This window comes from Amycolatopsis sp. NBC_00345 (assembly GCF_036116635.1).
GTDB lineage: Bacteria > Actinomycetota > Actinomycetes > Mycobacteriales > Pseudonocardiaceae > Amycolatopsis.
The window spans coordinates 7,705,475-7,727,846 of record NZ_CP107995.1; the positions used below are offsets into that span (position 1 = coordinate 7,705,475).

Annotated in this window: 16 protein-coding genes; 5 read left to right on the forward strand and 11 right to left on the reverse strand. The window is 70.3% G+C overall.

What is annotated here, in order from left to right; all coding sequences use genetic code 11:
• Positions 1–23 precede the first annotated feature (23 nt).
• From OG943_RS34745 to OG943_RS34775, 7 genes are all read right to left on the reverse strand, one after another.
• Positions 24–293, reverse strand: a complete 270-nt coding sequence (locus OG943_RS34745; RefSeq protein WP_328605155.1) for a type VII secretion protein EccB — start codon at positions 291–293, stop codon at positions 24–26.
• Positions 294–309: 16 nt separating this feature from the next.
• Complete coding sequence (gene eccD, locus OG943_RS34750) at positions 310–1,689, reverse strand: type VII secretion integral membrane protein EccD (protein WP_328612220.1); 1,380 nt, start codon at positions 1,687–1,689, stop codon at positions 310–312.
• A 133-nt stretch (positions 1,690–1,822) separates the two neighbouring features.
• Positions 1,823–5,824, reverse strand: a complete 4,002-nt coding sequence (gene eccCa, locus OG943_RS34755) for a type VII secretion protein EccCa (protein ID WP_328605156.1) — start codon at positions 5,822–5,824, stop codon at positions 1,823–1,825.
• Positions 5,825–5,852: 28 nt separating this feature from the next.
• On the reverse strand, positions 5,853–9,665 hold the full coding sequence (locus tag OG943_RS34760; RefSeq protein WP_328605157.1) for a hypothetical protein: 3,813 nt from the start codon (positions 9,663–9,665) through the stop codon (positions 5,853–5,855).
• 55 nt (positions 9,666–9,720) lie between these two features.
• On the reverse strand, positions 9,721–10,260 hold the full coding sequence (locus OG943_RS34765; RefSeq protein WP_328605158.1) for a WXG100 family type VII secretion target: 540 nt from the start codon (positions 10,258–10,260) through the stop codon (positions 9,721–9,723).
• Between the two features lie 91 nt (positions 10,261–10,351).
• On the reverse strand, positions 10,352–10,651 hold the full coding sequence (locus OG943_RS34770; RefSeq protein WP_328605159.1) for a WXG100 family type VII secretion target: 300 nt from the start codon (positions 10,649–10,651) through the stop codon (positions 10,352–10,354).
• Between the two features lie 36 nt (positions 10,652–10,687).
• Positions 10,688–11,026: a WXG100 family type VII secretion target gene (locus OG943_RS34775; protein ID WP_328605160.1), complete on the reverse strand. Its 339-nt coding sequence runs from the start codon at positions 11,024–11,026 to the stop codon at positions 10,688–10,690.
• A gap of 374 nt (positions 11,027–11,400) precedes the next feature.
• Between OG943_RS34775 and OG943_RS34780 the strand changes: the two genes are divergently transcribed.
• The 5 genes from OG943_RS34780 (at position 11,401) to phoU (ending at position 18,240) form a co-directional block, all read left to right on the forward strand.
• A complete protein-coding gene (locus tag OG943_RS34780) occupies positions 11,401–12,234 on the forward strand; it encodes an alpha/beta fold hydrolase (RefSeq protein WP_328605161.1) in 834 nt (277 codons plus the stop codon).
• A 153-nt stretch (positions 12,235–12,387) separates the two neighbouring features.
• Positions 12,388–12,972, forward strand: coding sequence for an isopentenyl-diphosphate Delta-isomerase (idi, locus tag OG943_RS34785; protein ID WP_328605162.1), 585 nt, complete (start codon positions 12,388–12,390; stop codon positions 12,970–12,972).
• Between the two features lie 93 nt (positions 12,973–13,065).
• Positions 13,066–13,746, forward strand: a complete 681-nt coding sequence (locus OG943_RS34790) for a GGDEF domain-containing protein (RefSeq protein ID WP_442874609.1) — start codon at positions 13,066–13,068, stop codon at positions 13,744–13,746.
• A gap of 1,147 nt (positions 13,747–14,893) precedes the next feature.
• Entirely contained in the window at positions 14,894–17,485 is a 2,592-nt protein-coding gene (locus OG943_RS34795; protein ID WP_328605164.1) for an LCP family protein, read from the forward strand.
• Positions 17,486–17,568: 83 nt separating this feature from the next.
• Positions 17,569–18,240 (forward strand): phosphate signaling complex protein PhoU, encoded by a 672-nt coding sequence (gene phoU / locus OG943_RS34800; protein ID WP_328605165.1) that lies wholly within the window; start codon positions 17,569–17,571, stop codon positions 18,238–18,240.
• A gap of 153 nt (positions 18,241–18,393) precedes the next feature.
• Here the strand turns inward: phoU and pstB are convergent, their stop codons facing one another.
• From pstB to pstS, 4 genes are all read right to left on the reverse strand, one after another.
• The gene (gene pstB / locus OG943_RS34805) at positions 18,394–19,170 is read right to left on the reverse strand and encodes a phosphate ABC transporter ATP-binding protein PstB (RefSeq protein WP_328605166.1); all 777 of its coding nucleotides are present in this window, start codon (positions 19,168–19,170) and stop codon (positions 18,394–18,396) included.
• A gap of 3 nt (positions 19,171–19,173) precedes the next feature.
• Entirely contained in the window at positions 19,174–20,088 is a 915-nt protein-coding gene (gene pstA, locus OG943_RS34810) for a phosphate ABC transporter permease PstA (protein WP_328605167.1), read from the reverse strand.
• Positions 20,089–20,090: 2 nt separating this feature from the next.
• The gene (gene pstC / locus OG943_RS34815; RefSeq protein WP_328612221.1) at positions 20,091–21,011 is read right to left on the reverse strand and encodes a phosphate ABC transporter permease subunit PstC; all 921 of its coding nucleotides are present in this window, start codon (positions 21,009–21,011) and stop codon (positions 20,091–20,093) included.
• A gap of 197 nt (positions 21,012–21,208) precedes the next feature.
• Positions 21,209–22,333 carry a phosphate ABC transporter substrate-binding protein PstS gene (gene pstS / locus OG943_RS34820; RefSeq protein WP_328605168.1) on the reverse strand — a complete coding sequence of 375 codons (1,125 nt, stop codon included), beginning with the start codon at positions 22,331–22,333 and terminating at the stop codon, positions 21,209–21,211.
• Between the last annotated feature and the right edge of the window lie 39 nt (positions 22,334–22,372).

The following is a 22,372-nucleotide window of genomic DNA, read 5'->3' on the forward strand; positions in this document are numbered from 1 at the left end:
CGGGCCGCGGTGGTGTTCGTCGTTCAGGTGTTCTGGCGGATCGTGTGCGACGGCCCGCCCGTTCCTCCCACTGGTGCAGACGGCGCGGCGCCGCCGGTGTGATGCACGATCAGCCCGTAGACGAAAAACCCGACCGCGATCAGCACGCCGAGCGCCACGCCGATCAGCAGCCCCGTCCAGGCCCGCTTGGCCGGGACGTCGAGGTGGCTCGCGTCGCCGAGCACGAGGGCCGAGGTCATCCGTCCGATCAGGAACGAATACGCCTCGACGTGGTCCTTCTGCGTCTGCACCATGGTCAGTGCCCCCCGTTCATGCGGTGAGCCCGACGGCCCAGGAGTAGACCCCGAACAGCTCCAGCAGGATCGGGATCACGGCCACCGCGCTGAGGGTTTCCAGCCAGTTGGCCAGGTGGCCCCAGATCGGCAGCAGGCGCCGCGGCGGCGGCCGCAGCATCGCCAGCACCAGCAGGAAGAACACCAGCGCCAGGCCGAACGCGCTGGCGCCGCGCCAGTTCGTCGCGAGCGGCTCGATCAGCGAGAACGCGACGAGCACCAGCCCGATCGAGCCCGCGACCGCCAGCGGCACCCGCTGCCACACGCCGAGCAGGCTGCGCGAGCGCATCAGCACCGCCGCCGAGACCAGCGACGCGAGGATGCCCGGGAACAGGCCCTCGCCGATCAGGAACGGGAAGCACGCCGTGAACACGATGGCCGTGGCGATCGCCGCGATGGTGAGGTAACCGTCGGCGTACGCGGTCTGGCGCACCATCTGCTCGGCCGGCGCCGGCTCGATGTCGTACTGCAGCTCGTCGGCCGTGCGCGGCAGCTGCGGGCCGCGGATGCGGGCGAAGCGGATGCCGATGCGCGGCGCGAACACGAGCAGTCCGATCAGGACGGCCGAGACCAGCCCGGCGGCCTGCACGGTCGAGAACTCCGGGCCCAGGTGCAGCCAGATCGTGAGCGCGCCCAGCGCCCCCGTCGCGACGACCACGCCGAACGGCACGAACGGGATCGACGGCGACCACGCGGCCCGCCCGCCGATCACCAGGCCGCCGGCCAGCGCGAAGGTCAGGCAGCCCACCAGGATCGGCGCGCCCTGCAGGTCGAACGCCGGCCCGATGCCGGCCACGCTGACCGCGCCGGCCACGGCCGCGAACCCGCAGCCGCCGAGCCCCAGCAGTACGAGCAGCGCCCGGTCCTCGGACTGGACGCCCGTGGCCACCGCGGCCACCACCAGTGCCAGCGCGACCGCGCCCGCGCTCGCGGCCGGGAACGCCGAGAGGTCCGGGTAGAGCAGCACGCGGGCCAGCACGACCAGCGAGAAGATCGCGAACCCGAGGAACAGGAACCGGTTGAACTCCGGCTTCCAGCGTCCCGGCTGGCGGCTCACGGCCGTGGCCATGCCGTCGGCGATGTCGTCGAAGTCCAGCTCCGGCAGCGGGTCCTGGCGGGGGCGGAGGTGGAACTCCTCGCCCTCCTTCCAGTCCAGCGACTCCGGCGTGCCCGCCGGGTCGAGCGGCGCGTCGCCGAGGCGCTGCAGCACCCACGACTCCCGCAGCTCCTCGCGGCCGCCGGTGTGCCGCAGCAGCACCGGCAGCAGGCTCGTGACCGGCACCGCCATCGGCACGGCCAGGTCGGCGCGGCCCTGGGGGCCGTACACGGTGATCCGGCACAGTTCGCCCTGTTGCATGGTGGTCAACGTCCGCTCCTTCCTTCAATGCGCCCCAATGTGGCGTTCGGTGCGTTCAACGCACCCAATGTGGCGTTCGGTGCGTTCAACGCAACCAACGCCACATTGGGGCGCAAGAGGGCAGCGGTGACCGTCATCGCAGACCACCCACCAGCTGCTGCTCGGAGTCGGCGCCGGTCGGCACGAAACCGGTCTGCATGAGCTTCACGCCGCGGCGGGTGACCAGCTGGGCGCGGCCGGCGGGCAGCTTGCGCGGCGTCGCCTCGCCGAGGAACTTGCCCTCCTCCTTGGGGTAGGAGAAGACGATGCCCGGACTGCCCAGCTCCCAGATCCGGCGGATCACCGGGTCGCTCAGCGCCCGCATCGCGCCCGAGGTGCTGCGGGCGACGATCAGGTGGAAGCCGATGTACGCGCCCTGCGCCAGCAGCGAGAGCAACGGCTCCAGCGGCGAGCCCATGCCCGTGGTGAGCAGCTGGTAGTCGTCGACCACGAAGAACAGGCGCGGGCCGGTCCACCAGTCGCGCCGCTTGAGCCGGTCGGCCGTGATGCTCTGGTCGGGCACCCGCGGTGACAGGGACACGCTGGCCTGCTTTGCCAGCTCCTGCAACGCTTCCGAGGTCGTCGCGTAGCCGACGCGGTAGGCCTCCGGGACCTCGGCGTCGAGCATGCGGCTCGGGTCGGCCAGCACGACCTTCGCCTCGGCCGGCTGGTACCGCGAGAGGATCGAGCGCAGCGACAGCCGCAGCAGGTTGGTCTTGCCGGTCTCGTTGTCGCCGAACACCAGCAGGTGCGGGGTGGCCTCGAAGTTCTGCCACACCGGCAGCAGCCGCTGCTCGTCCTGGCCCAGCGCGATCCGCAGGTCGCCGTCGGGCCGGGGCAGCTCGGTGATCGGCAGCGTCGAGGGCAGCATCCGCACGGCCGGCGCCTTGCGGCCGGGCCAGAAGGTGTGCACCTCCTCGGCGACGGCCTTGGTCGCGGCCGCGAGGTCGTCCCTCGCCGAGCTGCCGTCCATCCGCGGCAGGCCGGCCAGGAAGTGCAGCCCGTCCGGCGTCATGCCGCGGCCCGGCTGGTTCGGCACCGTCTTCGCCTTGCGGGAGCCGATCTCCGACTCCATCGGGTCGCCGAGGCGCAGCTCGAACCGGGTCTGCAGCAGGTCGCGCAGGTACGGCCGGATCTCCGACCAGCGCGTGGACGCGATCACCACGTGGATGCCGAACGACAGGCCGCGCGAGGCCAGCTCGCCGATCTTCGCCTCGAGCTCGTTGTAGTCGTTCTTCAGCGAGAACCAGCCGTCGATCACCAGGAAGACGTCGCCGAACGAGTCCTCCAGCTGGCCGCGCCGGCGCAGCTGCCGGTAGACCTCCATCGACTCGATGCCGCGCTCGGAGAAGACGTTCTCGCGGTACTCCATGATCTGCGAGATCTCTTCGATGGTCCGCACCACGCGGTCGCGCTCCAACCGCGTCGCGACCGAACCGACGTGCGGCAGGCCGCTGATCGACATGATGCCGCCGCCGCCGAAGTCCAGGCCGTAGAACTGGATCTCGTCGGGCGTGTGGGTCATCGCCAGCGCCAGCACCAGGGTGCGGACCAGCGTCGACTTCCCGGTCTGCGGGCCGCCGACGACGGCCACGTGCCCGGCCGCGCCCGAAAGGTCCGCCAGCAGCAGCTCGCGCACCTGCTCGAACGGCCGGTCGATCATGCCCATCGGCACACGCAGCCGGCCGTGGTGCGCCGGGTCCTGCACGGTCATGCCGCGCACCGGGTCCGGCAGCACGCTGGGCAGCAGCGAGTCGAGGCTCGGCGACTCCGCCAGCGGCGGCAGCCACACCTGGCGCGCGGCCGGGCCGGCGCCGGTGAGGCGCTCGACGAACACGTCGGCGAGCGTCGGGCCGGTCGGCGCGGTGTTCTCGTGAGTGTCCTCTTCGGACTTCTCGGCGGTTTCGCCGATCTCGTCGTCGCGGATGATCAGCCGGACCGGGCGCGCCTGCGTGAAGAACGGCACGACCTCGCGGCTGACCCGCGCCGCGTCCACCATCGTGCCGTCGCCGCTGCCCGCCGGGACGGGGCCGGAGACGTAGGCCGCCTTGAAGCGGACCAGGTTCGTGGTGTCGATCTTGAGGTAGCCGTTGCCCGGCTCGGACGGCAGCTCGTACGCGCTGCCGACGCCGATCACGCTGCGGGACTCCATCGAGGAGAACGTGCGCAGCGCGATCCGGTACGAAAGGTGGCCTTCGACGCGGTGGATGCGGCCCTCGTCGAGCCGCTGCGACGCGAGCAGCAGGTGCACGCCGAGGCTGCGGCCCAGCCGTCCGACCGAGACGAACAGCTCCATGAACTCCGGCTTCGCGCTCAGCAGCTCGGAGAACTCGTCCACGACCAGGAACAGCGTCGGCATCGGCGCCAGCTGCTCACCAGCCGCGCGGGCCTTCTCGTATTCGAACAGCGACGGGTGGCCGCTCGCGCGCAGCTGTTCCTGGCGCCGCACCATCTCGCCGTTGAGCGAGTCCTGCATGCGGTCGACCAGCGGCAGCTCGTCGGCCAGGTTGGTGATCATCGCCGAGGTGTGCGGCAGCTTGTCCATGCCGAGGAACGTCGCGCCGCCCTTGAAGTCGACGAGCACGAAGTTGAGGATCTCCGACGAGTGCGTGGCCGCCAGCCCCAGCACCAGCGTCCGCAGCAGCTCGGACTTGCCCGAGCCGGTGGCGCCGATCAGCATGCCGTGCGGGCCCATGCCGCCCTGCGCCGACTCCTTCAGGTCCAGCTCGACGATCTCGCCCTCTTCGGTCACGCCGATGGGCACCGACATCCGCGCGCGCTGCACGGCGCGGGGCCGCCACTGCGCGGGGACGTCGAACGAGTAGACGTCGCGGATGTTCAGCAGCGCGGTGAGGCCGAAGTCGCTCTCCAGCGGCTGATCCGCGATCTCCAGCGTGCCGCTCGTGCGCTTCGGCGCGAGCAGCCGGGCGAGGCCCTCGGCCTGGATCACCGACAGCTCGTCACGCACCGCCGAGCCGACGCCGGTGCCGGCCGGGAACTCGACGCGGTTCTCCTTCGTCGACAGCCGCAGCACCTTCGGGCCGCCGGGCAGCGCGCCGGTGACGTCGAGCAGCACCACGTTGCGCAGGCCCGCGCCCAGCAGCCGGGACGACTCGGGCAACGGCGCCATGTGCGCCACGATCACCACCATCGGCTCAGTGGTGGTGGGGCCGACGGACTTGTCGTGGTCGTCGCGGTCGGCGACGTCCTCGCCGAGGATGTCCATCAGCTCGTCGTGGTCCGACGCCAGCAGCCGCAGCGGGCCCGCGGCGTCGCGCAGCGTCGGGTGGTTGTTGTGCGGCAGCCACTTCACCCAGTCCCACTGCGACTGCGCGGCCTCGGTGGTGAGCACCGCGACCCGCAGTTCGTCCGGCGACTGGAAGGTGACCAGCTGCGCCAGCATCGCCCGGACGAGCCCGACGGCGGCCTCGGGGTCGCCGTCGAACTCGACGCTGGTGAAGCTGCGCAGGCCCACCGCCGTCGGAATGCCCGACAACGTCCGGTAGGTCTCGGTGAACCGGCGCAGCGAAATCGCCGACAGCGGTTCGAGGTCCTCGATCGGCTTCGTCACCGGCGGGACCAGCTCCAGCGCCGACTGCTGCGAGCCGAGGCCGATCCGCACCCGGCCGAAGTCCTCGTGGCTGACCCGCCGCTCCCACAGCCGCGGGCCCATCGCCAGCGACCACAGCGAGTCCGGCGACGGGTTGTTCCACGCCACCGCCCGGCGCTGCTGCTCCGCCGTCGAACGGGCCCGGCCGCGCACCTGCGTGATGTAGCGGAGGTAGTCCCGGCGCTCGGCGCGCATCTTGCGCTTGCGCTCACCCGCCGACCTCGTCAGCTGGCCGAGGCTCATCGCCATCATCGAGACGCCCATGCCGCCGCCGAGCACGTAGGTCATCGGCGAGCTGCCGCCGACCCCGGAGAACGACAGCACCATCACCATCGACCCGATGCCCATCGGCAGCATCATCAGCAGCGAGTTGAAGTCCCGCGCGGCCGGCTCGGCGAGCACCGGCGGCTCCTGCAGGTCCTCCTGGCCCTCGGGCAGCTCGGGACCCGCTGTCCGCGGGCCGCGCTTCACGGTTTCCGTGCTCACCAGTGCACCTCCTTCATCGCTCGGACCGTCACTCCAGGACGCCGGAAGGCTTGCTCGCCGGACCGCCCCACGCGTTGCCGTCCTGGCTCAGCAGGTCGGCCATGGTGCGTTCCTCTTCTTCCTCTTCTTCCTCTTCTTCGCCGTCCGCGGCGGCTGTGTCCTCTTCGGACACTTCCGGCTCCGGCGCGGGGCCGTCGCCGCAGGTTGGCAGCTCGTCCGAGATGAACTCGCCCTGCCCCGACCGCAGCCGCTGGTAGGTCGCCCGCGGTGCGAAGTCGTCCGGATCCTCAACGGGGCGCCACGGCTCGTCCGTGCGCTCCACCAGGTCGGTCGCGAAGTCCTCCTCGCGCTCCTCGGGCTGGACCGGCATCGTCGCGGGCAGCAGGCCGGGGAGGAACTCCGCCGTCCCGACGTCCCACGCCGAGGTGTCGCCGGCCTCCGCGGGCTGGACCACGGCGATCCGCACGATGCCGTCGGACGCGTCACCACCGGGCTGGTCGCCGAACGGCGTGCCGCCCGGCACGGCCTTGTCATGACGGTCGCGCGACGACTCTCCCGGGTCCGCGACCCCCCAGCCGGGCTGGATGAACGGCGCGGCGGGAACGTCCGAAGTGGACTGGTGCTCGACCGGCGACGTGGCCCACGAGGCCGGCGCCACGGACGGCGTCTCGGACACCGCGGACGGGTCGCCGACGCCGGCCGGAACCGGTCCGGTCGACCACGGCTCGGCAACGCCGTTCAGCAGGCCCGCGGAATCGGGACGCTCGGCGGCCGAAGACGCCGCACCCGCGGCGCCGCCCGGAGGCGGAGCCATGGGCATGCCGCCGGGGGTCGCCACCGGACCGCCCGTGCCGGCGACGCTGTCCGGCAGGGCCGTCAGGTCACTGGGGCTGGTGAAGTCGCCCGGGTTCGCGGCACTGGTCAGGTCCGCCGTTCCGGAATCACCCGAGGCCCACGACGCGGCCTGCGACGGCGGGGTGTCCCCGAACGAACTCGGGTCACCGATGCCGGCGGGCGTGCTCGCGTTCCACGGCTCGCCCACACCGCCCAGCAGACCGGCCGAGTCGGGACGCTCAGCACCGGAACCGTTGGCTCCAGCGCCACCCGCACCCATACCGCCCGGCGGCATCATCGGCGAACCGGAACCGGGAGTCTGCTGCCCGTTCGGCAGCTGCTGCCCGTTCGGGTTCTGCTCGGACAGCCCCGGCGGCGGCACGAACTGGTTCGGGTCCAGGCCCTTGATGTCGCCGAGGCCCGAGTCCGCGCCACCGTTGCCGTTGGTACCGGCGCCGGTGAGGTCCGCACCGGCGCTGCCCGGCGGCGGAGCCCACGAAGCCGGGTTCAACGGCGGCGCCTCACCGAACGAACTCGGGTCGCCGATGCCGTCCGGCGTGCTCGCGTTCCACGGCTCGTTCACACCACCCAAAAGACCGGCGGAATCGGGACGCTCAGCCCCGGAACCGTTGGCACCGGCGCCACCGGCACCCATGCCACCAGGCGGCATCATCGGCGAACCGGAACCGGGAGTCTGCTGCCCGTTCGGCAGCTGCTGCCCATTCGGGTTCTGCTCGGACAACCCCGGCGGCGGCACGAACTGACTCGGGTCAAGACCCTTGATGTCGCCGAGACCCGGCTCGGACCCGTTGGCGCCACCGAGGCCCGACAGGCCGGAACCGTTGGTGCCGCCCAATCCGCCGGTGCCCGCGCCGGTCAGGTCCGTACCACCGACGTCACCCGGCGGCGGAGCCCACGAGGCCGGGTTCAGCGGCGGCGTCTCCCCGAACGAGTTCGGGTCGCCGATGCCGTCCGGCGTGCTCGAATTCCACGGCTCGTCCACGCCACCCAGCAGACCGGCCGAATCGGGACGCTCAGCCCCGGAACCGTTGGCGCCCGCGCCACCCGCACCCATGCCACCAGGCGGCATCATCGGCGAGCCGGAACCGGGGTTCTGCTGGCCGTTCGGCAGCTGCTGCCCGTTCGGGTTCTGCTCGGACAACCCTGGCGGCGGCACGAACTGGCTCGGGTCGAGACCCTTGATGTCGCCGAGGCCCGACGGGCCGGAGCCACCGATGTCGCCGGTACCGGGACCACCGATACCGCTCGTGCCGGGGCCGCCGGTGCCGCTGCCGCCCGTGCCGACGTCCCCGGGCGGCGGAGCCCAGGAAGCCGAGGTGAGCGGCGGCGCCTGCCCGAGCGAGTTCGGGTCGCCGATGCCCTGCGGGGGATCCGGGATCCACGGCTTGTCGATGCCGCCCAGCAGGCCCGAGGAGTCGGGACGGTCGGAACCGGAGCCGTTGCCGCCGGCGCCACCCGCGCCCATCCCGCCCGGCGGCATCATCGGCATGCCGCCGGCCTTGGTGTCACCACCCGGGTTCTGCAGGCTCGGCGGCAGGTCGGCCGGGTTGAGCGCGTTGTTCGTGAGGCCGTTGGTGTCGCCGGAACCGGGCGGGCCGCCCAGCGACGGCGACTTGATGTCACCGAGGCCGTTCGAGCCGCCGAGACCGTTGCCGCCAGCACCGCTGTCACCCGGCGGGCCGCCGAGCGACGGCGACTTGATGTTGCCGAGGCCGTTGCTGCCACCGAGGCCGTTGCCGGAGTCGCCGGGGGGACCGTCCAGCGCGGGCGGCTTGATGTTGCCGAGGCCGTTCTGGTTGTTCTTGTCACCGGAACTGCCACCGGGCGGCGGCGGGATGTTCGGCGACGTCAGCGGCGGGATCGCGCCGGGGCCGGAGCCGGGCCCGCTGCCGTTGTCGCCGGGCGGCGGTGGGATCGAGGGCGGGTTGGTGCCGGGGTCGCTCCCCTTGCCGCCGCCCGGCGGGGGGCCGACGGCAAGGTTCTGGAACGGCGGCGGCGTGCCGCCACCACCGCCCGGGCCGCCACCGATGTCACCGGGCGGGGGCGGAACGTTGGCGCTGTTCAACGGCGGCGGGGTGTTGGCACCGCCGCCGGGCCCGCCACCGGTGTCACCGGGGGGCGGCGGAACGTTCGGGGGCGGCACGTTGCCACCGCCGGGCGGCGGCACGGCCGGGGGCGGCGGGGCGTCCGGCGGCGGCACGGGCGGCGGGACCGCGGGGGGCGGCGGCACGGCCGGCGGCGGCGGGACGTCCGGCGGCGGGGGCGGCACCGGGGGCGGCGGCATGTCGCCACCGCCACCGCCGGGAGGAGGAGGCGTCGAAGAAGTGTTGCTGGCAGTGCTGAACGAGTGGTACTTGCCGGACAGCTGGTCGCCGACCTTGCGCATGTCGTTGGTCATCATCTCGACGGCGTCGGGGAACTGCGAGATGTACGCGCGCCCGTCGTTGAGGACCTTGCCGCGCTCGATGACCTGCTGGGCGTAGTAGCTGTCGATGTAGCGCAGGGTGTTCTGGGCCCACTGGAGGTAGGCGGCCGAGTTGACGAGCTGGGTCGGGACGTTGCGCCCGCCACCGCCGCCGTCGGTGATCTGGTGCACCAGGCCGTCGAACTTCGCGGCCATGTTGTCCATCATGGTCTTGAAGTTGGTGGCCGCGGTGCCCTTCCACGGGCCGTCCCCGCCGGCCAGCGCCGTGGCCTGGTCCTTGATCGCCTGCGAAACCATGGCGAGATTGAGCTGGGTGGTCTGGAAAACCCCGGCGGCGGCCTGCAACGACTGCCAGTTCACGTTGGAGTAGGCCTGGTCTGACTGGGCCTGGCCCGGCGCCATCGAGCCGCCGCCGAGGATTGCCGCCTCGATCTGTTTCCAGGTCATGCCGGCGAAGTCCTTGCTCGGATCACCGGTGGAGTTCGTCGGCGTGGTGCTGGAGTCAGGCCAGACACCGTTGTCGTCGCTGGTGAACCCTTTGCCGTTGTTGTCGTCTGCCATCGTCCCTCGTCAGCCTCGAAAACAACCTGGAAACCCACCGCCCGTCCGGGAGCGGTCAGCTGCGCTTCTGCCCCGCTCCGGTGATCTCCGAGCTGAGCTGACCGAAGTACTGGTTGTACTCATCGGTGGTCATCTTGTTGGCCTCGTCCGCGTTCTCGTACGCGTTCGCCGCCTTGGTCACCGCGTCCGCGGCGTCGTTCAGCGCGGTCACCAGGTCCTGCACTGTGGTGCGAGTGGTGTCCCGCAGCCCGCCCTCGCCGACGATCGGCTGGATGAGCTTGTCGTGCGCGGTCGCGAACACACCCGGCTTGATGTTCACGGCGTCGAGGTCCCCGGGGATCTTGGACAACGGGCCGTCCGCCAGGGTCCGCATGTTGTCGGCGAACGTGCGCATCGCCTTGGTGTTGACCGTCGTCACGCCCTTGCCGGGGTGCTCGGAGCCGCCCGGGACCGTGGGCGGGGTGCCGACGTCGCCGGTCGGGATCCACTGGTGGCCCGGGTCCGGGGGCGTCTGGTCGCCCGGGCTGGTGAACGGGCCCTTGGGCTTGTCGTCGGCCGGGGGTGGAAGCGTCCCGTCCAGAGTGCCGTAGGTCATGGCTGCTCACTGTCCTTTCGGGTCTGGGGCCGGACACCCGGGGGCGCGACGACTGCGCGCGCCACGCCCCCGGGAGCCTGCGCCGCCGGCATCAGCGCTGGGCGAACCGCTGCGCGTTGCTGCCCTCGGTCGTGGAGGTGCCTTCGTTGATCGTGGCGAGCGTCCGGCCCGCGGCGTCGAGCGCCTGCGGCAGGGTGAGTGCCTGCTGGTGGCACCACTGGTAGGTCGACTGGAACTCGTCGGCCGCGGCACCGGTCCAGTGCTCGCGCTGCGCCTGGATGGTGGTGCGCATCTGGTCCAGCAGCTCGGTGATCTGGTTCGACTGCTGCTTCGCCTGCTCGACGGTGCTCTGCATTTCGGTGAAACTGATGGTGAACTGGCCCAGAGCCATGGGTTTTTCCTTTCCTACGAACGGATTGAAGGACGATCAGAAGCCGGCGAGGCCACCGCCGCCGATGACGGCGGCCTGGGCCTTCGCCTGCGAGGTGTTGTCCTCGTCGCGGGAGTCGTACTCGGCCGCACCCTGGGTGACGTGCTCCGACAGCGTGGCGAGCCGCTGCACGATCGTCTTCACCGTCTGGTCGAACGAGGCCATCGCCTGGTCGAACACCAGCGCGGCGTCCGACTGCCAGGTCGCGCGCAGGCTGTGCATGGTGGAGTCGACCTGGCCGTTGACCCTCGTGATGCCGTCACCCGTGCTGGTGATGACGCTCGCGCCCTGGCGCATTACGCCTGAGTCGACCTTTGCGCCGTTCTGCGAAGCCATATTGTCTCCTCGGTTCGATCTGATCCAGATTTGTCGACTTGTAGCCGAAACCGTTCACCGTCCACACGGATTAGCCCGCTAGGGCGGTTCATAGCGTTGTCGTGACCGGCGTTAACAGCCTCGCGAGAACCGGTCGGAGACGACGAGGTGACGGTAAGTGAGGCCTCCGCTGCTTGTCGCCACCCTGTTCCCTTCTGGCCACGCGCTCGCGGCTGCACGGGCAATCACCGGCCAAAGCGGACAGAGCTGGTGATCTCCCTGCACAGCGGGGGTACTCAGGGCCTTATGGACTCCGCCGGTGCCCTTTTTTCCGCTGATGTGTGCCTTTGCGAACTCGGCTGAAAGTGTCGGTGCCGCCCCGTAGAGTGCGAGCCGTGATCGACCAGCTCAGCATCCCGACCGAAGCCGGCGCTTTCGACGCGATCGCCGCCGGTCCCGAAGGCGGCCGCCCCGTCCTGCTCCTGCACGGCTTCCCCGAGGCGGCCGTCGAGTGGGAGCACCAGGTGGCCACCCTCGGCGTGCTCGGCTACCGCGCGGTGGCGCCGGACCAGCGGGGCTACTCGCCGTCGGTGCGCCCGGAGCAGCCGGCCGAGTACGGCATCGCCACCCTCGTCGAGGATGTCGTCGCCATCGCGGACACGCTCGGGTGGCGCGAGTTCGACCTCATCGGCCACGACTGGGGCGGCGCCGTCGCGTGGTGGACGGCCGATGCGCACCCGGAGCGGCTGCGCAGCCTCGCCGTGGTCTCGACCCCGCACCCGGCGGCGCTCGCGGCGGCGATGAAAACGGACGAGGACCAGCACCTGCGCTCGGGGTACATGACCGAATGGCGGCAGACCCGGGTCACCGAGCAGCGGATGCTGGCCGACGGCGCCCGCGCGCTGCGTGACATCTTCGACCGCCGCGTGCCGCCGAGCAAGATCGACGAGTACGTGCAGCGGCTGTCCGAACCGGGCGCGCTCACCGCCGCGCTCAACTGGTACCGCGCCGGGCGGCCGGGCGGGAAGATCGGCGAGATCACCGTCCCGACGATGTACGTCTGGTCCACCGAGGACGTCGCTTTTGGCTCTGTGGCGGCATTCGGCACGGAGAAGTGGGTGACCGGGCCGTACCGCTTCGAGATGCTCGAGGACGTCTCGCACTGGGTGGCGGAGGAGGCACCGGAGGCGCTCACCTCCCTGCTCGTCGAGCACCTCACGGCGCACTGAGTCCACTGTGTCCACTGTGTCCACTGTGTCCATTGTGGACGTCCTATTGAGACAGTCACGGACAGTCCCCATGCGCCACCCAAAGAGGGGAAAGCCCTGTAGCCACCCGCATCGCGGTACCGCCGGTGGCCCGCGCTGGTGTTCAGTGTCGGAGTGGACACCATGACGGAAACCGAGTCCGAACGCGTCGTCTTCGTCACCGAGGAAGGCGTGCCCACCGGCGAGACCGGGCCGAAGCTCGCGAGCCATCACGCCGAGACGCGGCTGCACCTCGCGTTCTCCTGTTATGTGCTGCGCCGGTCCGACCAAGCCCTGCTGATCACGCAACGGGCGCTGGACAAGAAGGTGTGGCCGGGCGTCTGGACCAACAGCGTGTGCGGCCACCCGGCACCGGGCGAAGCGCTGGAGGACGCCGTGCGCCGGCGGGCGGCGTACGAGATCGGGCTGCCCGAGCTGGCGGACCTGAGGTGTGTGCTGCCGTCCTACCGGTACCGGACACCGCCGTTCGAGGGGATCGTGGAGAACGAGTTCTGCCCGGTGTTCGTCGCGTGGGCGGACCGCGACCCGGAGCCGAACCCGGCGGAAGTCGGCGGCTGGCGGTGGGTTTCCTGGGCCGATTACACACAGTTGCTCGAAGATCCTGAGGCTGGTGTGAGTTACTGGGCCAAGGACCAGTACGCCCAGCTCAAGACCGAAGAGCCGTTCTCGTTGCTGGGACAACAGAACTTCGGTGCGTGACCACTCCACTCCTGCGTCGTCCACTTGAGCGATATTCGCCTCAGCCCGTACCGATACCTCAAGCGACCGCTCCTATAGGTCGACAACCATGAGGTGGCGGAGGTGGGTGTGGCGGCCGAGGACGAGCTCAGGGCGAGGCTCACGGTGGGTACGCCGGACTTGCTGACACTGCACGAGTCCATTGCCGGGATGTTCGCCACCCAGGGCGATTGGCAGCGTGCCTACCAGCACCTCCGCTCCGCGCTCGACATCGCGCGGGCCGGCAGCCTGCGTGACACCTTGACATCGAGCTACAACCGGCGGTATCTCGACCAGCGGCTGCCGGGCCTGCCGTCCGACCGCGGGCTCGCCCTCGCGCTGATCGACCTGGACCGGTTCAAACACGTCAACGACACGTACGGTCACCTGCTGGGCGACCGGGTCCTGTGCCGCGTCGCGGACCTGCTCCAGGAGGACCTGCCGGCCGACGGCTTCTGCGCGCGCTACGGCGGCGAGGAGTTCGTGCTCGTGGTGCCGGGCGTCGACGCGGCCGGCGCGATCCGGCTCGCCGACGCGACCCGCGTGCGCGTCGCCCGTCACCCCTGGTCAGAACTCCAGCCTGGGCTGCGAGTCACCATCAGTGTGGGCCTGGCGTATGCGCCCGCCGACACCGAGGCTGCCCAGCGACAGCTACTGCGCGCCGACAATCTGCTCTACGCCGCGAAGCGCGCCGGGCGCAACAGGGTTGCCTATCACGACCGTGAAACGGCCCGGGTTATTACCCACTCTGAGTAACGTAAACGCGGGATTACTCCATTTCGCACAACCCGACTTTCACCTGTTCGCCCGCTTCAGGCCATGCCAGTTAGACGCATGGTGAAGAAATTCGCGGGAGGGTGTCGTCACGAACGCCGGGTATCCGTACGATAACGAAAACCCGCCGGGGGACGACATGCCCTGGGAGAGACCGTACGGAAGGCAACGCCGCCGGTTCGAGAAGTGCCTGACCAGTGACTGAAGTGCGAAAGGAGACCGAGTGCCCGACGAGCACTACACCCCCGGCACCGGTCGCCACTCGGACGGCGGTACCGGGGGCCGCACCGGCAGGCGCCGCTCCATGGACACCCACGGCGGCATCAGCGTGTCCGACGTGGTGGCCCGCCACACCGGCGAACGCCCCATCTTCGAGACCGACGCCGAGCCGACCCCGCACCGCCCAGAGCCGGAACCCGAAGCGGAGCCCCGCAGACGGGGATCCCGCGCTCCTGGACCTGGGCCTGGACCGGTGGATTCGGGCGCTTACCGGCCGGGTGAGTCGTCCGGGCGTCGCTCCAGCCAGGCGGATTCCGCCGCTTACTCGGCGAGTGAACCGAACGGGCACCGCTCCAGCCAGGCAGACGCGGGCGCATACCTACCGAGTGAACCGAACGGGCACCGCTCAGCCGCCTACCCGTCGAGCGAACCGAACGGACACCGCTCCAGTCAGGCGGATTCGGCCGGATATCAGCCCGGTCCGGCCGGTTCGTCCGGGCGCCGTTCCGGCCAGGCGGAGCCGTCTGGGCGCCGCTCTGGTCACGCAGAGGAGCCGGGGTACCAGCCCGTTCACGCGGACGAGCAGTCGTACTCCTCTGGCCGTGCGGAAGAGCCTGGTCGCCGGGCCCGTCCGGAGCCCGGCCCGTCGTCCCTGGACGAGGCGGCGCCGCGCCCTCCGCGCCCCCGCCGCTCGACGTCGGCTTTGCCGATCTCGGAACCTCCCCCGCAGCGTCACTCCCCGACGGCCCCTCCGGGCCCGGGTGCACCAGGCGCGCGCCCGGGCCGTCGCCGCGCTCAGCCTGACGTGCCGCCGTCGCCCGCGGCCCAGTCCACGGGCTCCCACGCGGCCCAGCCACCCCGCGATACCAACGGTTCCCACGCAGTCACCCCGGGACCCAGCACCAATGGTGTGGCCCCCTCGGACCGCGACAGCTCCTCGGACCAGCCCGGCTACGGACTCAACGGCACCACCCCCCAGCCCAGCCACGGATCGAACGGCTCGCCCGCCCCGCAGCCCGGCCGCGCCCGCACCGGCGCGGTCCCACTCCCGAACGGCCCCCGCGCCGACCGCGGCCCCGGCCCCAGCGCCGAGGGACTGAACGGCACCTCGCCGGCTGATCGCGGGATGCCCGGCCCCAACGGCACCCCTCTTCCCGACCGTGGGCCCGGCCCCAACGGCCCTTCCACCCCCGGCCGCGGAATGCCCGGTCTGAACGGCGCCCCGCCCGCCGACCGCGGGATGCCCAGTCCCAATGGCACGCCGCCCGCCGACCGCGGAATGCCCGGCCCGAACGGCACGCCGCCTGGCGACCGTCGCCTGCCCAGCACCAACGGCACCCCCCTTCCCGATCGCGGGCCCGGCCCCAACGGCCCCTCCACTCCCGGCCGCGGTTTCCCCGGCGCCAACGGCAAACCCCTCGCCCAGCGAGGGATGCCCGGCCCCGACGGCACGGCGCCCGATGAGCGCGGAATGCCCGCCGCCGGTCCTGGCGGGAACGAGCGTTCGCGCAAGGGACCGGGCGACCGGGAGATGGAACGTCGGAAGGGCAAGACGGGTGAGCGGACCACGCTCGCACCGGCGGTCGGTGGTCTGGACCTGCCGAACGGCCTGCCCGGATCCGAACGGCCCGCCACCGCCAAGAACGGTGACCGCACCCAGCTGACCCCCAGCCTCAACGGCAAACCCGCCGACCGCGGCCCCAACGGCAGCCCCGCCGAACGCCCCGGCCCGAACGGCAACCCCATCGACCGCGGCCTGAACGGCAACCCGGCCGAACGCCCCGGCCCCAATGGCAAACCCGCCGACCGCCCTGGGCCGAACGGCAAGCCAGCCGACCGCACCCAACTGACCTCCGCGGTCAACCCGGCCAACGGCAGTTCCAACAACGCCTCCAACAGCAAATCCAACGGCAGCCCCGCCGACCGCACCCAGCTGACCTCCGCCGTCAACCCCGCCGAAGCGCCCAGCACCGGAGACGGCAACAGCAACGGCCGTCCCCGTTCGCGGCGGGCGCCCGCGCGGCCGGCGAACGGGGTGCCGCCCCGGTCGGAGCTCGACCCGCTCACCATGACCGACGAGATGGAGGTCATCGACGAGGCGACGCAGTCCCGCCGGAAGATCGACCACACCCTCGCGCGGTTCTCCGCGGCCCACGACGAGATGCAGGCGGAAGAGGCGAAACGCCGTGAGCGGCGGGAATGGCTGACCGCGCGGCCGGTGGCGTTGCTCGAACAGACACGAACCGCGCTGCAACGCGTCGTCACGACCGGCGACAAGCCCGAGACCGCCGAAGCCGAAGCTGAGGCCGAAAACGCGGCCGAGAAGGCGCCGCAGACGCGGTTGCAGGAGAAGAAGCAGCGGCACAGCGACCGGACCGTCCGCATTGGACGGATCGCGCTGATCGTGCTGGCCGCGCTGGTCTTCCTCGCCACCGGCGCCGCCTGGGGCGCGGTCAACTGGTTCGACGCCAAGTTCACGCAGGTCGCCGCGCTTGACGAGAACTCGTCCGACATCCAGAACGCCGCCGCGCAGGCCAACGACGAGAACTTCCTGATGGTCGGCTCCGACAGCCGCGACGGCGCGTCCGCCGAGGAGAACGTCGGCAGCGCCGACAACGTCCCCGGCGCGCGTTCCGACACCGTGATGGTCGCGCACGTGCCCGCCGACCGGAAGCGCGTGGTCGTCGTCTCCTTCCCGCGCGACCTCGAGATCAACCGCCCGGACTGCAACCGCTGGGACCCGGCCAAGTCCGCCACCACCGACGAAGTGGTGAAGGGGCAACCGATCGCGAAGCTGAACACCGCGTTCGGCGTGGGCGGGCCGCAGTGCATGACGAAGGTGATCCAGAAGCTCACCGGCCTGCGGATCAACCACTTCGTCGGCATCGACTTCAACGGCTTCAAGGCGATGGTCGACGCGGTGCACGGCGTCACCATCAACAACCCGGCGCCCATCGACGACACGGTGCTCGGCAAGGTCCTGCTGGAGACCGGCAACGTCACCATCTCCGGTGACCAGGCGCTGAGCTACGTCCGCGCCCGGCACGTCAAGGGCGACCCGACGTCCGACTACGGCCGGATCAAGCGGCAGCAGGAGTTCATCGGCGCGCTGCTCAAGAAGGTCATGTCCTCGGACGTGGTGCTGGACCCGGGCAAGCTGTCCGGCTTCATCACGGCGTTCGCCGGCGCCACCTTCGGCGACAACCTCGGTGTGCAGCAGATGATGACGCTCGCGCAGTCGATGCGCGGCCTCGACCCGTCGAAGATCAACTTCATGACCGTGCCCACCACCGGCAACGCCAACAAGCGCGGCAACGAGGTCCTGGTCAAGTCCAAGACCGACGACCTGTTCACCGCCCTGCGCGACAACACCCCGCTGCCCGGTGACAAGCCGGTCGGACCCTCGCAGACGGCCGCGGAGGCCGGCAACAGCAGCTCCTCGCAGTCGTCGTCGAAGGGCCCTTCGGGCAGCGATGACAAGAAGACCAGCGACTCCGGCTGACCTGCGGAATTCGTTAGGCCGGGTTCACTTCCGGTTCACCCGGCGATGCGGTATTCGGACAGCGCGCACCGTAGGGTTGAGCCATGCGTGAGGCCTACCATGTCGAACTCGAACAGCTCGCCGTCAATCTGGCGGCCATGTCGGTGCAGGTCGCCGATGCGATGGAGCGTGCGACCCAGGCGTTGCTCGAGGTCGACCTCGGGCTCGCGGAGCAGGTGATCAGCGACGACCAGAAGGTCGACGACGCGCGCGCCGAATGCGAGGAGCAGGCGTACGCGCTGCTCGCGCTCCAGGCCCCGGTCGCCACGGATCTGAGGACCGTGCTGGCCGCGATCCACGCCGCGGAGAGCCTGGAGCGGATGGGCGACCTGGCCCTGCACGTCGCCAAGGCCGCGCGGCGCCGCCACCCGGAGCCGGTGCTGCCGGAGTCGGTGCGGCCGGACTTCGCGGAAATGGGCCGCGCCGCGGTCAAGCTGGCGCGCCAGGCCGAGGTGGTCATCAAGACCAAGGACGTCAACGCCGCCAAGGACCTCGAGGCCGACGACGACCAGGTCGACGACATCCACCGTCACCTCTTCACCGTCCTGATGGACCGCGAGTGGCCGCACGGCGTCGCCGCCGCCGTGGACGTCACCCTGCTGGGCCGCTTCTACGAGCGCTACGCCGACCACGCGGTCTCCGTGGCCAAGCGGATGATCTTCGTGGTCACCGGCCGGATGCCGGGCTACGGGTCGGACGAGGACCTGAACCTCTGAGACCGGACAACTGAACGTCGAAGGCCGCCACGAGGGCACCCACCCTCCTGGCGGCCTTCAGTGCGTTACCAGCAAACCCAAGCCAAACAACGAAAAACGGCTCCCCCATCCATTAAGGACAGAGGAGCCGTTCGACGGTCCACAGCGGACTGCTCAGCCGAAGCGGCCCGAGATGTAGTCCTCGGTCGCCTTCTCGTCCGGGTTGGAGAAGATCTTCTCCGTGTCGTTCAGCTCGACGAGCCGGCCGGGCTGGCCGACGCCGGCGAGGTTGAAGAACGCCGTCTGGTCCGAGACTCGGGCGGCCTGCTGCATGTTGTGCGTCACGATGACAATCGTGTACTCCTTCTTCAGCTCACCGATCAGGTCCTCGATCGCGAGCGTGGAGATGGGGTCGAGCGCGGAGCACGGCTCGTCCATCAGGAGCACGTCGGGCTGCACCGCGATGGCGCGGGCGATGCAGAGCCGCTGCTGCTGGCCGCCGGAGAGGCCGCCGCCCGGCTTGTTCAGCCGGTCCTTGACCTCGTTCCACAGGTTGGCCCCGCGTAGCGCGCGCTCGGCGATCTCGTCGAGCTGCTTGCGGTTGCTGGTGCCGGCCAGGCGAAGCCCGGCCACCACGTTGTCCTTGATGGACATAGTGGGGAACGGGTTCGGGCGCTGGAACACCATGCCGATCGTGCGGCGGACCGAGACCGGGTCCACAGTGGACGAGTAGATGTCCTCGCCGTCGAGCAGCACCTCGCCCTCCACCCGCGCGCCCGGGATCACCTCGTGCATCCGGTTCAGCGTGCGCAGCACGGTCGACTTGCCGCAGCCGGACGGCCCGATGAACGCGGTGACGTTGCGCGGCGGCACCTGGAGGGTGACGCCGTCCACGGCGTGGAACTTGCCGTAGTAGATGTCTACGTCCTTGACGTCGATTCGCTTGGCCATGACTCACTTCTTCTTCGGGGCGACGATGCGGGAGATCAGGGTGGCGAGCAGGTTGATCACGGCGATGATCAGCACCAGGGTCAGTGCCGCGCCCCAGATCCGGTCGAAGCCGACGCTGCCGGGGTCCATCGAGTTCGTGACGCGCTCGTTGTTCATCACCAGCGGCAGGGCGGCCTGCTCACCGCTGAAGATGTCCCAGTGCACGTAAGAGGAGTAGCCCACGAGCACCAGCAGCGGCGCGGTCTCGCCCATCACGCGGGCGAGCGCCATCATGATGCCGCCGATGATGCCGGACATCGCCGTCGGCAGCACGATCTTCATGATCGTCTTCCACTTCGGCACGCCCAGCGCGTAGGAGGCCTCACGCAGGTCGTCCGGCACGATCCGGAGCATCTCCTCCGACGAGCGGACGACCACCGGGATCATCAGCAGCACCAGCGCGAGCGACACGGCGAAACCGCTGCGCGGCAAGCCAAGCGTGGTGATCCACAGCGCGTAGATGAACAGAGCGGCCACAATGGACGGAACGCCCGAGAGGATGTCCACCATGAACGTGGTGGCCGTCGCGAGCTTCCCACGGCCGTACTCGACCAGGTAGATCGCGACCAGCATGCCGATCGGCACGGCGATGATCGCGCACACCAGGCCCTGCAGCAGGGTGCCGATGATGGCGTGCAGCACACCGCCACCGACCTGGTCACTCAGCACGGCGCCGAAGTCCTGCGTCCACCAGTTGCTGTACGGCAGACGCCTGATGCCGTTCGCGACCACCGTGTAGAGCACCCACACCAGCGGCACCACGGCGACCAGGAACGACAGCCACACCAGCACGGTGGCGAGGCCGTTCTTCGCTTTCCGGGCCAGGCTCACCTGCTGGAAGGCCGGCGCGGTGGCGGGGCGTTCGAGCGTTGCGGACATGCTCAGTCCCCCTTCTTGCCGATGATGGACCGGGCCGCGAAGTTGACCACGAAGGTCAGCACGAACAGCACCAGGCCGGCCGCGATGTACGCGCCGGCCGACGTCGCGTTGTTGAACTCGCTGTAGTTGGCGGCGATCTTGGAGGCGAACGTCGCGCCGCCGTCGAACACGCTCCAGTCGAAGTTCCGCCCGACCGGGATCAGCAGGATCACCGCCAGGGCGATCGTCTCACCGAGCGCGCGGCCGAGGCCGAGCATCGACGCGCCGATGTAACCCGCCTTGCCGAACGGCAGCACCGTGGTGCGGATGACCTCCCAGCGCGTCGCGCCGAGCGCCAGCGCGCCTTCGATGTGCGTGGTCGGCGTGCGCTCGAAGACCTCGCGCGAGAGCGAGGTGATGATCGGCAGGATCATCACGGCGAGCACGATGCCCGCGGTGAAGATCGTGCCGCGCACGCTGGGCGCGACGTTGCCGGGCGCGAAGATCGGGATCCACGAGAACGTGCTGTTCACCCACTGCGCGAACGGCTCGATCGCGGGCGCGAACACCAGGATGCCCCACAGCCCGAAGATGATCGACGGGACCGCCGCGAGCAGGTCGATGACGTACGCGAACGGGCGGGCCAGCCGCTTCGGCGCGTACTGCGTGAGGAACAGCGCGATGCCGAGTGAGACGGGCATCGCGATCACCAGTGCGACCAGCGACGTCGCCACGGTGACCTCGAGCAGGTCGGCGATGCCGAACGACATGTTCGCCGGGTCGTTGGTGGACCACCCGTGGTTGAACAGGAAGTTCGCCTTGTCGGCCCGCAGCGCCGGGATGGCCTGCACGATCAGGAAGATCCCGATCAGGGCGATCAAGGCCACGATGAACACGCCGGCCCCGGTGGTCAGGTTCTGGAAGATGCGGTCACCGGCCCGCACCTTCTTCGGCTTTTTGCTCGCGGGCGGCGACTCGGGCGCCGGCGCGGCTGGTGTGTCCGAAATCGGATCCTCCGGTAACGCTCGGGCGGACGACGAACGCCCACCGGGGTCGCCGGTGGGCGTTCGCGAAGAGGATGACTCGCTCATCGACTGTTACTTGTCCAGTCTCGTCTTGACTCAGTTTCAGCGAGGGTAGGTCAGGAAATCGCCTTGACCGCGGTCAGCACCTTGTCCTGCAGGCTCTGCGGGATCGGCACGTAGCCCTGGCTGGAGACCTGCTGCTGGCCCGTGGTCGCCGCAGTGGTCAGGAACGCCTTGATGGCCTTCGCCGTGTTGGCGTCCGAGTACTTCGAGCAGACGATCTCGTACGTGGTCAGCAGCAGCGGGTACGCGCCCGGGATGTTGCTGGCGTAGATGCCGTTGAGGTCCAGCGCGAGGTCGTTCGTGCCGTCGTGGAGGAACTTGGCCGTGTCGAGGGACTTCGCCACGTTCTCACCGGTCAGCTGGACGCCGCCGGAGCCGCTGTCGATCAGGGCCGGCGTGATGCCGTCCTTGGCGAACGCGCCCTCGACGTAGGTGATGGCGCCGTCGGCGGCCTTGACCGCGGTCGCGACGCCGTTGGAGCCCGACGCGCCGTTGCCGACCCCGCCGTTGAACTTCTTGCCCGCGCCCTGGGTCCAGACGTCCTTGGCCGCCGCGCCGAGGTACTTCTGGAAGTTGTCCGTGGTGCCGGACTCGTCCGAGCGGGAGACGACCTGGATCGGCTTGTCCGGGAAGGTGAAGGACTCGTTGCCCTTGACCGCCTTGATGGCCGGGTCGTTCCAGTTCTTGATGCCGCCGTTGAAGATCTTCGCGATCACGGTCGGGGTCAGGGTCAGCTTGTCGACGCCCTGGAGCTTGTAGGCGACCGCGACGGGGCCGACCACCATCGGGATGTTCCACGCCGGGGAGGCGCAGCGCTTGTTCGCCGCGTCGAGGTCCGCGCCGGTGATCGGCGAGTCGGAGCCGCCGAAGTCGACCTGGTTGCCGTTGAACTGCTTGACGCCCGCGCCGGAGCCGCTCGCGGTGTAGTTCACCTGCTGGCCGCTGCACTGCTTGCCGTAGGCGAGCTTGAAGACGCCGACGGCCTTGTCCTGCGCCGTCGAGCCCTCGCCCGAAAGCGGGCTCTTGCCGCCGCAGTCGACCTGCGCAGTGCCGGTAGCGGCCGGCGCGGCGGCCGAGCTGCCACTGCTGTTGCTCGCCGCGGGGTCGGAGCCACAGGCGGCAAGCAGGAACGCACTCGCCGCGATGCCCACGGCGCCCAAGGGCCGCATGATCTTCACTGCATTTCCTCCACTGGCTTTCTCACTGAGAGAGACCTT

Excerpts from the sequence above, each read along its gene's own strand:
- OG943_RS34745 (WP_328605155.1), bottom strand. The coding sequence starts at position 293 with ATGGTGCAGACGCAGAAGGACCACGTCGAGGCGTATTCGTTCCTGATC.
- eccD (WP_328612220.1), bottom strand. The coding sequence starts at position 1,689 with ATGCAACAGGGCGAACTGTGCCGGATCACCGTGTACGGCCCCCAGGGC.
- OG943_RS34760 (WP_328605157.1), bottom strand. The coding sequence starts at position 9,665 with ATGGCAGACGACAACAACGGCAAAGGGTTCACCAGCGACGACAACGGT.
- OG943_RS34765 (WP_328605158.1), bottom strand. The coding sequence starts at position 10,260 with ATGACCTACGGCACTCTGGACGGGACGCTTCCACCCCCGGCCGACGAC.
- OG943_RS34770 (WP_328605159.1), bottom strand. The coding sequence starts at position 10,651 with ATGGCTCTGGGCCAGTTCACCATCAGTTTCACCGAAATGCAGAGCACC.
- OG943_RS34775 (WP_328605160.1), bottom strand. The coding sequence starts at position 11,026 with ATGGCTTCGCAGAACGGCGCAAAGGTCGACTCAGGCGTAATGCGCCAG.
- phoU (WP_328605165.1), top strand. The coding sequence starts at position 17,569 with ATGCGTGAGGCCTACCATGTCGAACTCGAACAGCTCGCCGTCAATCTG.
- pstB (WP_328605166.1), bottom strand. The coding sequence starts at position 19,170 with ATGGCCAAGCGAATCGACGTCAAGGACGTAGACATCTACTACGGCAAG.
- pstA (WP_328605167.1), bottom strand. The coding sequence starts at position 20,088 with ATGTCCGCAACGCTCGAACGCCCCGCCACCGCGCCGGCCTTCCAGCAG.